Here is a 13,467-nt window from a genome sequence, read left to right as displayed (position 1 = left end):
GGCATTAGCATCGCTTCATATGAAGATCGACTTCGACCTCGCCGACACCGTCGCGATCATCGCCGAGGAGGGCACTCTGGAGGCTGCGGCGCGGCGCATGCGGATCACGCCGAGCGCCGTGAGCCAACGCCTCCGCGCGATCGAAGATCAGCTCGGTCGGGTGCTGCTGGTGCGCTCGAAGCCCGTGCGCCCGACGGCTGCCGGGGAAGCTGTCATCCGGCTCGCACGTCAGGCGCGTGTGCTCGAACATGATGCCCTTGCCGGCATCGGTGAAGACGGAGCCGCCGACGGACCCGTTTCTGTGCCGCTCGCGGTGAACGCGGACTCTCTCGCCACCTGGTTCCTCTCGCCACTGGGCCGCCTGAGTGCGCGGCATCCGATCGTGTTCGACCTTCATCGCGACGATCAGGACTTCACCGCTGCGCTCCTCGAGGGCGGCACCGTGATGGGCGCCGTGACGTCCCGTGCAGAGCCGGTAGCCGGATGCCGCGTTACCGCGCTCGGTGTCATGCGCTACGAGGCAGTCGCCACTCCCGAGTTCGTCGCCCGCTACCTCAACATCTCACGCGGCGACACCCGTGCACTGGCTGCGGCCCCGGTCGTCCAGTTCGATCGCCGCGATGATCTGCAGGACCGGTGGCTACGGGAGAAGGGCGTGTCGGCTTCGGAAGCCCCGCGCCACTACGTCCCGGCATCCCATGACTTCGCGCAGGCAGTTGTGTTGGGACTCGGATGGGGCTTGCTGCCCGGCTTCCAGTCGGCAGCTGAGCTCGAGCGCGGAGCGCTCGTACGCCTGGGAGGTCCGCCCGTCGACGTTCCGCTGTACTGGCAGCAGTGGAATCTGCGTTCGCGGCTTCTGGATGCCGTGGCCACCGAAATCGTCGAGGAGGGACGCCGCGTGCTTCGACCTGCGCGAGCCCTCAATCGTCGCTGACGCGCAGCACGATCTTGCCGCGTGTGTGCCCGCCCTCGATATCGGTGTGCGCCCTCGCCGCTTCCGCAAGGTCCAGCACGTGATCGATGTACACCTGAATCGATCGTGAGTCGAGCAGGCGGGCGATCGTCGCAAGGGTCGCGCCTTCCGGAATCACCTTGTAGCTGGTCGCGCGGACTCCTGCAGCCGCCGCAGCGTCGCGATACTCCGGCCACGATCCGGTGGGAACGAGGATGTAGATCCCGCCGGGCCGGAGCACCGACAGCGAGCGGGAGCCGATCGAGTCGGTGACGTTGCCCACGAGGTCGATGACGACGTCCATGTCGTGCACGACCTCCTCGAAGCGCGTCGAGGTGTGGTCGATCACGACCGAGGCGCCGAGATCCCGAAGCCACGGGGCGTTGGTTCCGGAGGCTGTGGCTGTCACGTGAGCGCCGAAGTACGCAGCGAACTGCACGGCGAAGTGCCCGACGCCACCGCTTCCGGCGTGGATGAGGATCCGCTGTCCTTCGTGAGCGTGAGCGGTCTCGACCACGAGCCCCCAGGCGGTGAGCGCTGCCACCGGCACTCCCGCCGCTTCGACATGCGAAAGGGAGGCTGGCTTGCGCGCGATCGACAGGGTGGGTGCGACGACATACTCGGCGTAGCTTCCCGGCGTCCGGGGGAACCCGGCCATCCCGAACACCTCCGTACCGACGGGGAACGGATGGGTCTCGAACGGCGACTCGACGACGACGCCGCTGAAGTCGAAGCCGAGGATCTCGGGAAGCTCGGCTACGGCAGGAGCAAGTCCCTTCCCGGCCCGCGTCTTGGCATCGATCGGGTTCACACCGGCGGCGACCACCCGCACAAGCACCTCGCTCAGGACGGGGTGGGGCACCGGGACGGTGGTCTCGGTCAGGACGCCGGGAGCGCCCCACTGCGCGACGGTGACCGCACGCATCACTTCGGGGACCTGCGAGAGTTCGGTGGAGAATGCCCGGGTTTCGGGGGATGGGCGTAGCGGCCGGAATCGCATCGGTCGCTCCTTCCGCGAATTCGTCGCCAGCGGACCGCGCACATCGGCATCGACGTGGCACATGACGACCAGGTGAAACCCCGCCCTCCGCGAGGTGATCTCAGTCAACCCCCCGATTGTCTCGCTCGTGTTACGCCGTTGTCACCGAGCCGATAAGACCCGGCCCGTCAGCGTTTCGGGATATCGCCCGACGCGAAGGCGGTGAGTAGGTCGGTCAGGTCGTCGATCGACTCGGTCGGCCACTCTGCGAGCGTGTGGGAGAGCATCCGTTCGTACGGTGCTCGCGCGGCATCCAATCTCTTCCGTCCCTCTGAGGTGAGGGAGATCAACCGTGAACGACGGTCGTCCGGATCAGCCGTCCGCTCGATGAAGCCAAGACTTTCGAGCTCGCTGATCTGCCGACTGATCATTCCCTTGTCGGCGGTCAGGCGATGAGCGAGGGCCGACGACGTCGTGGGTCCGATTCGGCCGATGGTCGCGAGGAGTTTGAACGTGCCGGGGAGCATTCCCGGGCTCACCTCATCAGCGATCTGCGCATAGAACTTTCGGATGCGCGAGATGAGCTCGGAGATCGCACCCTCGAGTCTGTCCACTGCCGCGCGGTGCTCGCGGGTCGCCGGGTCGAGGTCCTCGGGGGACTCGGACTCGCTCATCGCGGCGGTTCCTGGGTGGATGCCGCGCCAGCAGCCTTGGCGCGGTGAGAACTGTCGGAATCCGCTCCGAGCTGGGCAGTGGCGGTGAGGGTTTCCATGCCCTCGGCGACAGACACGGTAGCGAGGTCGGCTTCACCGGCTTCCAGTCGCTCGCGGTTCGTCATCCGGGTCAGGGGAACGTTCGGCAAGAACGCGATGGCGATGAGGCTCACGATCGCGAACGGCACGAGGATCAGGAAGGACTGTGAGATGCCTTGAGCATAGACGTCTTCGAAGATGACGCGCAGGCCCTCGGGCATCGCAGACACCTGCGGGAGGGACCCCGACTGGAGTTGCGAAGCCCAGGTCGACGCCTGGTCGCCGAGGGTTGCGAGCGCAGCGGTGACGTCATCCTTGCGTCCTCCCAAGAGGTCGGTGACGCTGCCGGCAAGAGCTGCGCCCATGACGGCAACACCGACGCTGCCGCCGAGGCTTCGGAAGAAGGTGACGCCGGAACTTGCCACGCCGATCTTGGTGGGTTCGGTCGTGTTCTGCACGATGAGCACGAGGTTCTGCATCGTCATCCCGACGCCCGCGCCGAGCAGGAACATGTACAGCGACACGAGGGCGAAGTTCGTGTCGTAGTGGATCGTCGTCAACAGGGCGGACCCTGCGATCAGCGAGATGCTGCCCCCGATGAGGTAGGGCTTCCAGTGCCCGAAGCGGGTGATCAGCTGGCCGACTCCGACGGATGCCACCAGGAGTCCGGCGATCATCGGGATCGTCATCAGCCCGGCCTCCGTGGGTGTGGCGCCTCGAGCCAGCTGCATGTACTGGCTGAGGAATACCGAAGCCCCGAACATGGCGATGCCGGTGGCGATCGAGGCGAGCACGGCGAGTGTGAATGTGCGGCTCCGGAACATCGAGAGCGGGACGAGAGGTTCGCGCGAGCGCAGCTCGACCACGATGAACAGAACTGCGGCGAGAACAGCGCCGCCCACCATCAGCAGGGTCGTCACGCTCCACCAGTCGAAGGAGTCGCCGGCGGTTGTCACCCAGATCAGCAGCAGCGAGACGGCGGCAGAGAGCAGGACGATGCCGAGGTAGTCGATCGAGACCTTCCGTGCCGCGAGGGGCTTCAGGTGGAGGGTGCGCTGCACGATGATCAGGGCCGCAACGGCAAAGGGAAGGGCGACATAGAAGTTCCAGCGCCACCCGATCCCGTCGGTGATGACGCCGCCTACAAGGGGGCCACCGATGGTAGCGAGCGCCATGACGGCGCCGAACAAGCCCATATAGCGACCGCGCTCGCGGGGGCTGATGATGTCGGCCATGATCACCTGGCTGAGTGCGGCTAGGCCTCCCGCGCCGACGCCCTGCACCGCGCGCATGGCGATCAGCCACTCGGTGTTCGGTGCGAATCCCGCCGCGGCGGTTGCGACGACGAAGATGCCGATCGCGAGCTGGAAGAGCAGCTTGCGGTTCACGAGGTCGGCGAGCTTGCCCCAGACGGGTGTCGAGATCGCTGTTGTCAGAAGCGTCGCTGTCACGACCCAGGTGAACGCTGCCTGATCGCCGCCGAGGTCGTGGATGATCACCGGCAGGGAGGTGGAGACGACAGTCGAGGCGAGCATCGAGACGAACATGCCCAGGAGCAGGCCCGAGAGGGCCTCGAGGACCTGGCGGCGAGTCATGCCGGATTCGGTGAGGGCCGCAGCTGGAGGGGAAACGGATGCCATGGGATGCCTTCTTGACGACGAGGAGTGGCTGCGCTCGTCATCGCGCAGTCATTGACAAATGTCAACTATAGAGTATTTGGTTGACAGGAGTCAATTAGTTGGCGGCTGCGCGTCGACGAAGAAACCTCGGCTCGGGGTCCGGCGGGGTGAGCGGGGTGCAGTCCGTGGCTGATCAGTCAGACAACGCGAGCGCGCGATACGGCTCGCGGGTCTCGACCGAGGCGACCGCCAGTGATCTCGTGCGCTGCGTGCGTAAGTACAGCTCATCGATGAGAGCCGTCGCCAGGCCGACAAGCCGGGCAATCTCCGTCTCGTCGCGATCAACCCACGCGCACCGGGGCTCGTCGCCGACAGGGACGAAACCGTCGTGCTGTTCCCATGCGACCAGCGTGCGCTCGGCACCGAGGACGTGTTGCTGCCACCAGACCTGGCGCAGGTAGGAGCGTGGGATGCTGCGCCACTCCTTATTCGTCGTCTTGATCTCGGCGAGGATGACGCGCCCCTGCGCGTCGACCACCACGCCGTCGGGGGTAGCGAGATGACGTTTCTCAATCTCGGCGTGAAAGAGCGCCGAGGAGGGCTGGATGCCGTGCGTTGCGGCTACCCACCGTGCGATTTCGGGTTCGCGCAGCCGCCCGTGGTTCGTATAGGCATTGCCCGAGAACCCGGAGCCCATGAGCTTGGCGTCGGCGGCGCGGGCAATGGCCCGTTCAGAGGTGAGCGTCGCGACATCCGTTGCTGTGATTCCCCGCGAACGCGCCCGCACCCACGCGACCCGGTCTCGCGAGTCGGCGACGATGCGCGCTTGGAGTTCGGGAGTCACCACTTGACCCTACGTCGGGGTCGCGACCTCGGCCGCCCTCACACGCGAAGATGTGCGAGAGGCCCGGCGACGATTTGTTGGGGTGGGGACCGGAGCGTACACTTGTCGGAGCCGAAGACCGCCGGTCATCGGCGTGCGCGTAAGCGAACGTCGATCGAAGCGCTGGAAATTCTCTTCCGGGAGAGTAGCCAGGGGCCTGCGCAGGTGTCACGAACAACGCCCATCCGGGCCGAAGCTCCGTGCGCTTGCGCCGGAGCTTTTCTCATTTTTGGGGGTCCGAGGCTCCCGTCCCGCCACCGCGGAATGGGGACAAGACACAAGGAGTGGCCATGGCGCAGAAGGAAGCGACGGTTGCCGAGCTCACGAAGAACTTCGAGGACTCGACTGCCGTTCTGCTCACCGAGTACCGCGGCCTGACGGTTGCTGAGCTCAAGGAGCTCCGCAACGCGATCCGTCAGGACGCCGAGTACGCCGTGGTGAAGAACACGCTCTCCAAGATCGCCGCGAACAACGCGGGGATCACGTCGATGGATGAGGACCTCAAGGGACCCTCGGCTATCGCATTCGTGCACGGTGACCCGGTCACCGTCGCGAAGGGACTGCGCGCCTTCGCCAAGGCACACCCTCTTCTGGTGATCAAGGGCGGATACTTCGACGGTTCCCCCCTGAGCGCAGAAGAGGTAAACAAGCTCGCCGACCTCGAGAGCCGTGAAGTCCTGCTGGCGAAGCTCGCCGGCGCGATGAAGGCCTCGATGACCAAGGCAGCATTCGTCTTCAACGCACTGCCGTCGAAGGCCGTTCGCACGGTCGACGCGCTGCGTGAGAAGCAGGAGTCCGCGGCCTGAGTCGGCCCCGGCGATAACCACACCCATCAAGGAGAATCATCATGGCAAAGCTCAGCACTGAAGAGCTGCTCGACGCGTTCAAGGAGCTCACCCTCATCGAGCTCTCCGAGTTCGTCAAGGCGTTCGAGGAGACCTTCGACGTCACCGCCGCCGCGCCCGTCGCGGTTGCCGCCGCCGGCGCCCCCGCCGGTGGTGCCCCCGCCGAAGAGGCCGAAGAGAAGGACGCGTTCGACGTCATCCTCGAGGCCGCCGGCGACAAGAAGATCCAGGTCATCAAGGTCGTCCGCGAGCTCACCTCGCTCGGCCTCGGCGAGGCCAAGGCCGTCGTCGACGGTGCTCCCAAGGCTGTCCTCGAGGGCGCCAACAAGGAGACCGCAGACAAGGCGAAGGCTGCTCTCGAAGAGGCAGGCGCCACGGTCACCCTCAAGTAAGTCCCTGCGACTTTCTCGCGAAGGCCTCGGATGCTTCGGCATCCGGGGTCTTCGCGCATCTCGGCATCCGTCAGCGCCAGAAGGTGCCCGCTAGGGTGAACGCATGACCAGCGGTACCGACGTGGCGACGCAGCCAGGGCCTGAGCCGGCCGGCGATGGTGAGCTCACCGGACTCACGGCAGCCGAGGTAGCCGAGCGTGTGTCGGATGGCCGAACCAACGCGTATCAGGCCGACTCCAGCCGGAGCATCGGCAGCATCATCCGCGCCAATGTGTTCACGATCTTCAACGCGATCGTTGGATCGTGTTTCGCCGTTCTCCTGCTGCTCGGGCGCTGGCAGGACGCGATCTTCGGCCTCAGCGCTCTGGCCAACACGATCATCGGTGCGTGGCAGGAGTTCCGCGCCAAGGCGGCGCTCGATCGCCTGGCGCTGCTGAACGCACCGACTGCTCGGGTCCTGCGCGACGGTGTCGAGGCTGAGATCCACCCGACCGATGTCGTGATCGATGACATCCTGGTGCTGCGCGCCGGCGATCAGATCGCAGCCGATGCCGAAGCAGTTGCCGCCCGCGGATTGCAGGTCGACGAGTCGATGCTCACCGGTGAGTCAGATGCTGTCGACAAGCATCCCGGCGATGAGGCACTTTCGGGTTCGATCGTCGTCGCGGGAGAGGGGCTCGCGCGCGTCATCCGTGTGGGTGCCGACTCGTATGCCAACCGATTCGCCGCTGAGGCCAAGCGGTTCTCGCTCGTCTCGAGCGAGCTGCGCTCGTCGATCAACCTTGTGCTGCGTGTCGTCGGCTGGGCGATCGGACCCATGGCACTTCTCGTCCTGAACGCCCAGATGATGGTGTTCGGCGGGTGGGTCGCCGCCTGGGAGAGTGGCGACTGGGTTCAGGCAGCCGTCAATACGATCGCCGCCGTGACCGCGATGATTCCCCTCGGGCTCGTCCTTATGACGAGCATCGCCTTTGCGGTCGGCGCCGCAAAGCTCGCCTCCCGCCAGGTGCTCGTCAACGAACTCCCCGCCGTCGAGGGGCTGGCGCGCGTAGACGTTGTATGCCTCGACAAGACCGGCACGCTCACAGCCGGAGAGATCGAGTTCGATGCCGTTCATCCCGTCGGCGATGCCGCGGCCCCCGGATGGGATGAGGCACTGGCCTGGTACGGCGCTGACCCGGCGGCCAACGCCACAGCGCGGTGCCTGCGCGACCCCTACCCGCTCGAGGCTCCTGTCGCCGTCGGGTCAGTCATCCCGTTCTCGTCGGCACGCAAATGGAGCGCAGTATCGTTCAGCGACGGGCCGTCGGGTGCCTGGGTTCTCGGTGCTCCTGAAATGGTCTTTCCGGAGGGGACCGGGGACGGAACCGAGCTCGGGTCCCTGGTCGCCGAACTTGCCGCGACCGGACGACGCACCCTCGTGCTCGGCCACTCGCCGCATCCGATCTCCGATGAGCAGGCCGAGGCCGAGCGCATCCCCGACGATCTCGTCCCGATCGTCGTGCTCACCTTCCGCGAACAGGTGAGGCCGGATGCCGCGCAGACGCTGGCGTATTTCCGGGAGCAGGGGGTCGGCATCCGTGTCATCTCGGGCGATAACCCCCGCACCGTCGCTGCCATTGCGCGCGAGGTCGGGGTCGACGCTCCGGAGGGGTTCGATGCTCGGCAGCTACCCGAGGACGACGAGGCGCTCGCAGACGTGCTCGAGACCTACCACGTGTTCGGCCGCGTCACCCCGGAGCAGAAGAAGCGCATGGTCACTGCGTTGCAATCGCGTGGCCATACCGTGGCGATGACCGGCGACGGCGTCAACGACGCGCTCGCGATCAAGACAGCCGACATCGGCATCGCGATGAACTCGGGCGCAGCCGCCACGAAGGCGGTAGCGCGCCTCGTGCTGCTGGACGGGCAGTTCTCGCACCTCCCCGACGTCGTCGCCGAAGGACGTCAGGTGATCGCCAACATCGAGCGCGTCTCGATGCTGTTCCTCACCAAGACGGCTTACATCTTCGTGCTGTCGATCGTGTTCGGCATCCTGGTGCTGCAGTTCCCGTTCCTGCCTCGGCAGCTCTCGATCACCGACGGACTCACCATCGGCATCCCGGCATTCTTCCTGGCCCTCATGCCCAACCGGCAGCGCTACATTCCGGGGTTCCTGCGGCGCTCGCTCAGCTTCGCGATTCCCGCCGGCGTCGTCGTGGGAGCAGGGCTCACCCTCTACACCCTCGGCGCGCAATCGCTCGGCGTCGACGAACAGCAGATGCGCACTGGGGCGACGATCCTGCTCGCGATCGTCGGGATCTGGATTCTGACCGTGCTGTCCCGTCCGATCAACCGCTACAAGGGCCTCGTGATCGGTGCCATGTTCATCGGCCTGGTGCTGATCTTCTCGGTGCCGCTCGCGACGGAGTTCTTCCAACTTGTCGACCCGGGTGAGGATGCCGCGTACCTGCTCACCGTCGTGATCGTGGCGACCATCGGTGGTATCGAGATCGTGCGGTTCATCCACCGCCGATTCGTGGCGCGTGATACTGCTGCCAGGACGGCGGGGCTCAGCGCCGGGCAGCCGCGGCGGCGCGGAAGAAGCGGTTCGTTGGCGGAAGCCACAACACCACGAGAGTGAACAGCTCGAGCGCGAGCTGAACGGCGGCGATCCAGTCGAAGTCCGCGGCGGCGATGGCCAGGACGTGAAGTGGCACCTGGATCGCCAGGTACACCGTCAAGACGATGCGAGACAGGCCGCTGCCGCGCGCGACGCCGGAAGCGATCCCGATGATCAACAGCCCGACGAGGATGATGGCAGCCCCGATGAGCGACACAGCGAGGACATCGCCGGAGCCTGTCTGGTCGTAGCGGCTGAGCAGCACCAGGATGCCGAGCAGGATGCCGAGCAGGCCTGTGAGGTAGACGAAAGCAACGGCGAACGAAACGATCACCGGCCGCCGCACGCCCTTCGGGGGAGTTGTGACAGCACCGGCATCCGTCGTCGTCTCGCTCACGGCACCACTGTAGCGGGAGGGCCCTCGCGGCCGATCCTGGCGCGAACCCACACGAATCAGCGCGAACCCTCACCTTTCGGTCGAAGAAACCGGTGGGTTGGAGGGCGAAGGTGTGGGTTCGGCGCCTTCCCGCGGGGGGAGAGAGGTCAGGATGTGACGCCGACGCCCACGGTCACCGAGGGGGTTCCCGGGGGAGGGGCAGTCGAGTTGCGCACAATCATGCGCGCCTGGATGCTGACATCCGCGGGATCCTGCTCCGGATTCTCGAGCTGCTCGAGCAGCATCCTGGCCCCCTGTGCGCCCTGACTGCGGGGCGACTGCTCAAGCGTGGTGAGTGAGAACATCTCGGCGAACTCGTGATTGTCGATACCGACGACGCTGAGTGCTGACGGGACCGGGATGCCGAGCCGGCGCGCCGCGATGATGGCCCCGATCGCGACCTCGTCGCACGTAGCCAGAAGTGCCGTGGGCCGTCGATCGGGGTCTCCGAGGAGGTCGACAGCCGCTGCGTACCCACCCGGCAGACTCACCTCCGATCGCACGTGCGCCACCTCGAGGCCGGCCTCCCTCATCGTCGTCTGGTATCCCGCCAGACGCGCGCGATCGACGTGGGGACCGCTGGAGACCGAGACGCCTCCAAGGAAGGTGATCTTCGTGTGACCGAGTTCGATGAGGTGCGCTGTGGCACGTCGAGCGGCAGACTCGTCATCCAGCCGCACGACTCCCGCATTGTCGCCCATTGCGACGACGCTCACGACGGGGCGGCCGATCGCGACAAGTCGCTCCAGCTCGTGGTGATCGGGTTCAAGCCCGACCGCTATCAGTCCGTCGAATCGCTTGCGGGCCAGGAAGTCGTCGAACACGCGCCTGCGCCCTTCGGTGCCTGGCTTGGCGTCGTAGAGGGTCAGGTCGTACCCGGATTCGAGGAGCACCTCTTGAATACCTTCGAGAACCTCGGCGAAGAACCATCTGTTGAGGTAGGGCATGACGACGCCAATATTGCGCGTGCGCCCGGTGGCCAGGCTCGCAGCGCTCGAGGAGGGGACGTATCCCATTTCGTGGGCGACGCGTGTCACCCGCTCTCGCGTGGCTGCGGCGACGTACCCGTGTCCGGTGAGGGCGCGACTTGCCGTCGCCTTCGAGACTCCCGCAGCGCGGGCCACGTCCTCGATGCCGCTCACGTCGTTGTACCTTCCGGCGGTTCTCTGCGGTTCCCGACACCGCACCCGCGATCGATCGTCGATCTCTTGTAGGGACAGGCTAAACGACGAAAGGCGAAAAGGGGAACCGGTTCCAGGTGAATGCAGTGTCGTCGATCACTATGCAGATAGCGAAAAGAGCGCTCCCAGGCGCAGTTATCGGCTCGTAATGGTTCATCTGTTGTGCGCGGGAGAAGAGGGCGATACGGTGTCATGGAAACGGTTCCGGAGAGGCTCTTACGAAGGAACCATGTCTGCGCTCAACGAGGAGGAGTCATTCATATGGGCATGACACAGCGTCACAAGGTGCTCGGCGCCGTGGCGATCGCCGGCATCGCGGGCATCGCGCTCGCGGGCTGCAGCGGTGACAGCGGCGGCGGCAGCACTGACGGTGGGGGCGGCGACGTCGACAACGTCGTCACGATCTACGGCACGATCTCGGACACCGAGGCGGAACTGCTGGACGAGTCGTGGGCTGACTTCGAAGAGGAGTCGGGAATCGACATCCAGTACGAGGCCTCCAAGGAGTTCGAGTCTCAGATCGGCATCCGCGCACAGGGTGGCAACCCGCCCGACATCGCGATCTTCCCGCAGCCCGGTCTGCTCGCCGACCTCGCGTCGCGCGGCTACCTGGTTCCGGCTCCCGAGGCCGTGCAGCAGAACGTCGCCGACTACTGGTCGGACGACTGGGCTGCTTACGGCACCGTCGACGGCACGCTGTACGGCGCGCCGCTGATGGCATCCGTCAAGGGCTTCATCTGGTACCAGCCCGCCAAGTTCGCGGAGTGGGGTCTTGAGGTCCCGACGACACTCGACGAACTCATGCAGGTCACGCAGACCATCCAGTCGACCACCGGCAAGGCCCCGTGGTGTGCCGGCTTCGGCTCGGGCGACGCGACCGGCTGGCCGGGAACCGACTGGGTCGAGGACATGGTGCTTCGCGACTCGGGTCCCGAGGTCTACGACCAGTGGGTTGCCAACGAGGTGAAGTTCACCGACCAGCCGATCATCGACGCGTTCGACGCGACCGGTGAATACCTGCTGAACCCCGAGTACGTCAATGCCGGTTTCGGTGACGTCCAGTCCATCAACTCGACCGAGTTCGGCGACCCTGCTGCCGCCCTCGTCTCGGGTGAATGCGCACTGCACCACCAGGCGTCGTTCTTCACCGGATTCATCGAGGACGCCGGCGGCACTGTCGCCGAGGACGGCGACGTCTGGGCGTTCATCATGCCCGGTCAGACCGCCGGTGCGCCGGCAGTCACCGGTGGTGGCGAGATCGTTGGCGCGTTCAACGACGAGTCCGACACGCAGGCCGTGCTTGAGTACCTCTCGAGCCCGGAGTGGGCGAACAACCGCGTCTCGCTCGGTGGTGTCATCTCGGCGAACACGGGCCTCGACCCGGCCAACGCTTCGTCGGGCATCCTGACGCAGGCGATCGAGATCCTTCAGGACCCGAACACCACGTTCCGGTTCGATGCATCCGACCTGATGCCCAGCGCCGTCGGCGCCGGGACGTTCTGGAAGGGCATGGTCTCGTGGATCAGCGGCACCCCCGTTGACGAGGTCACCGCACAGATCGAAGCCGGCTGGCCGTCCAGCTGACAGTGATCACGGAGGGGCCGCCTCGCTCAGGCGGGGCGGCCCCTCCGCCGTCTTCCTGGCTAGGATTCGAGCGAGTCCACTGACGTACTCGAAAGGAGCGACGTGACCGCGTTCTTCAACTGGGTCGGCACAATGCACCCGATTCTGCAAGCGATCGTCGTGGTCGTTGCATTCCTCGTGGTGATCGGCCTGATCCTCTTTCTCATCGACATTGCTCCCCGTTCGGGACCCGTCTATACCTGGATCAGGCTCGCGATGTGTGTGCTCATCCCGGTCGCCACGGTTCTGCTCTTCAACTCCGTCTGGTGGGCGGCGATCGTCGCCGCTGTCATCGGCGGTCTGTTCTTCGTGATCGATTACCGATCTCGAAACGGCAAGGGCTATTTCATCCAGCTCATCGCCTTCATGACCCCGGCGGCGCTGTTGCTGCTGATCGGTCTGATCCTCCCGTCGATCCAGACCTTTGTCGCTTCGTTCATGAACGCAGCGGGAAACCAATTCGTCGGCCTCGACAACTTCGTCTGGATCTTCACCCAGCCAGACGGAATCCGCACCGTCGTGAACACCATCGTCTGGGTGCTCATTGCCCCGACAGTGTCGACGATCGTCGGGCTTGCGTATGCGGTCTTCATCGACAAGACGCGCGGTGAGAAGGTCTACAAGGTTCTCGTGTTCATGCCGATGGCGATCTCGTTCGTCGGTGCGAGCATCATCTGGAACTTCGTGTACGCCTATCGCGGTCCCGAGTTCACCCAGATCGGTCTTCTCAACCAGATCGTCGTGTGGTTCGGGGGAGACCCCGTGCAGTGGCTTCTCAACGAGCCGTGGAACACGCTGTTCCTGATCGTCGTGCTCATCTGGGTGCAGACCGGTTTCGCAATGGTCATCCTTTCCGCGGCGATCAAGGGCGTTCCGACCGAACAGCTTGAGGCCGCGCAGCTTGATGGAACCAACGCGTGGCAGCGCTTCATCAACGTCACGGTTCCCGCGATCAGTCCCGCGATCATCGTGGTCCTCACGACGATCTCGATCGCTTCGCTGAAGGTCTTCGACATCGTGCGCACGATGACCGGCGGTAACTTCGGCACCTCGGTGATCGCGAACGAGATGTACACGCAGTTCACCAAGTTCGAGGCGGGCCGCAGTGCGGCGTTCGCCGTCATCCTGTTCCTCCTGGTGCTGCCGATCGTGATCTATAACGCCCGGCAGATCCGCAAGCAGAAGGAGATCCGATGAGCATGC

12 protein-coding genes are annotated in these 13,467 nt (G+C 65.4%); 6 read left to right on the top strand and 6 right to left on the bottom strand.

Translation table 11 applies throughout. From position 1 onward, the window contains the following. The first annotated feature begins 19 nt into the window (after positions 1-19). Positions 20-934 (top strand): LysR family transcriptional regulator ArgP, encoded by a 915-nt coding sequence (locus B4F19_RS03065; protein WP_228177941.1) that lies wholly within the window; start codon positions 20-22, stop codon positions 932-934. Here the strand turns inward: B4F19_RS03065 and B4F19_RS03060 are convergent. The 4 genes from B4F19_RS03060 to B4F19_RS03045 form a co-directional block, all read right to left on the bottom strand. Beyond that, the gene (locus B4F19_RS03060; protein ID WP_228177942.1) at positions 921-1,952 is read right to left on the bottom strand and encodes an NADP-dependent oxidoreductase; all 1,032 of its coding nucleotides are present in this window, start codon (positions 1,950-1,952) and stop codon (positions 921-923) included. The genes B4F19_RS03065 and B4F19_RS03060 overlap by 14 nt on opposite strands. Positions 1,953-2,119: 167 nt before the next feature. Further along, positions 2,120-2,605, bottom strand: coding sequence for a MarR family winged helix-turn-helix transcriptional regulator (locus B4F19_RS03055; RefSeq protein ID WP_228177943.1), 486 nt, complete (start codon positions 2,603-2,605; stop codon positions 2,120-2,122). Next, on the bottom strand, positions 2,602-4,323 hold the full coding sequence (locus tag B4F19_RS03050; protein ID WP_228177944.1) for an MDR family MFS transporter: 1,722 nt from the start codon (positions 4,321-4,323) through the stop codon (positions 2,602-2,604). Before B4F19_RS03050 ends, B4F19_RS03055 begins: the two co-directional genes overlap by 4 nt. Before the next feature lie 172 nt (positions 4,324-4,495). Beyond that, entirely contained in the window at positions 4,496-5,146 is a 651-nt protein-coding gene (locus B4F19_RS03045; protein WP_292725857.1) for a YqaJ viral recombinase family protein, read from the bottom strand. A gap of 329 nt (positions 5,147-5,475) precedes the next feature. Between B4F19_RS03045 and rplJ the strand changes: the two genes are divergently transcribed. From rplJ to B4F19_RS03030, 3 genes are all read left to right on the top strand, one after another. Continuing rightward, positions 5,476-5,991 (top strand): 50S ribosomal protein L10, encoded by a 516-nt coding sequence (gene rplJ, locus B4F19_RS03040; protein WP_228177946.1) that lies wholly within the window; start codon positions 5,476-5,478, stop codon positions 5,989-5,991. A 41-nt stretch (positions 5,992-6,032) separates the two neighbouring features. Continuing rightward, the gene (rplL, locus tag B4F19_RS03035; protein WP_109211492.1) at positions 6,033-6,422 is read left to right on the top strand and encodes a 50S ribosomal protein L7/L12; all 390 of its coding nucleotides are present in this window, start codon (positions 6,033-6,035) and stop codon (positions 6,420-6,422) included. Between the two features lie 103 nt (positions 6,423-6,525). Further along, positions 6,526-9,045 (top strand): HAD-IC family P-type ATPase, encoded by a 2,520-nt coding sequence (locus tag B4F19_RS03030; protein WP_292732763.1) that lies wholly within the window; start codon positions 6,526-6,528, stop codon positions 9,043-9,045. Here B4F19_RS03030 and B4F19_RS03025 read toward each other — a convergent pair. Then, positions 8,975-9,421: a hypothetical protein gene (locus B4F19_RS03025; RefSeq protein ID WP_228177948.1), complete on the bottom strand. Its 447-nt coding sequence runs from the start codon at positions 9,419-9,421 to the stop codon at positions 8,975-8,977. The two genes, B4F19_RS03030 and B4F19_RS03025, sit on opposite strands and share 71 nt — an antisense overlap. Positions 9,422-9,567: 146 nt before the next feature. Continuing rightward, on the bottom strand, positions 9,568-10,602 hold the full coding sequence (locus tag B4F19_RS03020; RefSeq protein ID WP_292732761.1) for a LacI family DNA-binding transcriptional regulator: 1,035 nt from the start codon (positions 10,600-10,602) through the stop codon (positions 9,568-9,570). Positions 10,603-10,902: 300 nt separating this feature from the next. Here B4F19_RS03020 and B4F19_RS03015 point away from each other — a divergent pair, with 300 nt between their 5' ends. Next, positions 10,903-12,225 carry an ABC transporter substrate-binding protein gene (locus B4F19_RS03015; protein ID WP_228177950.1) on the top strand — a complete coding sequence of 441 codons (1,323 nt, stop codon included), beginning with the start codon at positions 10,903-10,905 and terminating at the stop codon, positions 12,223-12,225. Positions 12,226-12,327: 102 nt separating this feature from the next. Continuing rightward, the gene (locus B4F19_RS03010) at positions 12,328-13,461 is read left to right on the top strand and encodes a carbohydrate ABC transporter permease (protein ID WP_228177951.1); all 1,134 of its coding nucleotides are present in this window, start codon (positions 12,328-12,330) and stop codon (positions 13,459-13,461) included. Positions 13,462-13,467 lie beyond the last annotated feature (6 nt).

The sequence above is a fragment of the Microbacterium sp. UBA1097 genome, assembly GCF_002313585.1.
Classification (GTDB): domain Bacteria; phylum Actinomycetota; class Actinomycetes; order Actinomycetales; family Microbacteriaceae; genus Microbacterium.
Note: the sequence above shows the minus strand (reverse complement) of the source record. Positions and strands in the feature narration are given on the sequence as shown.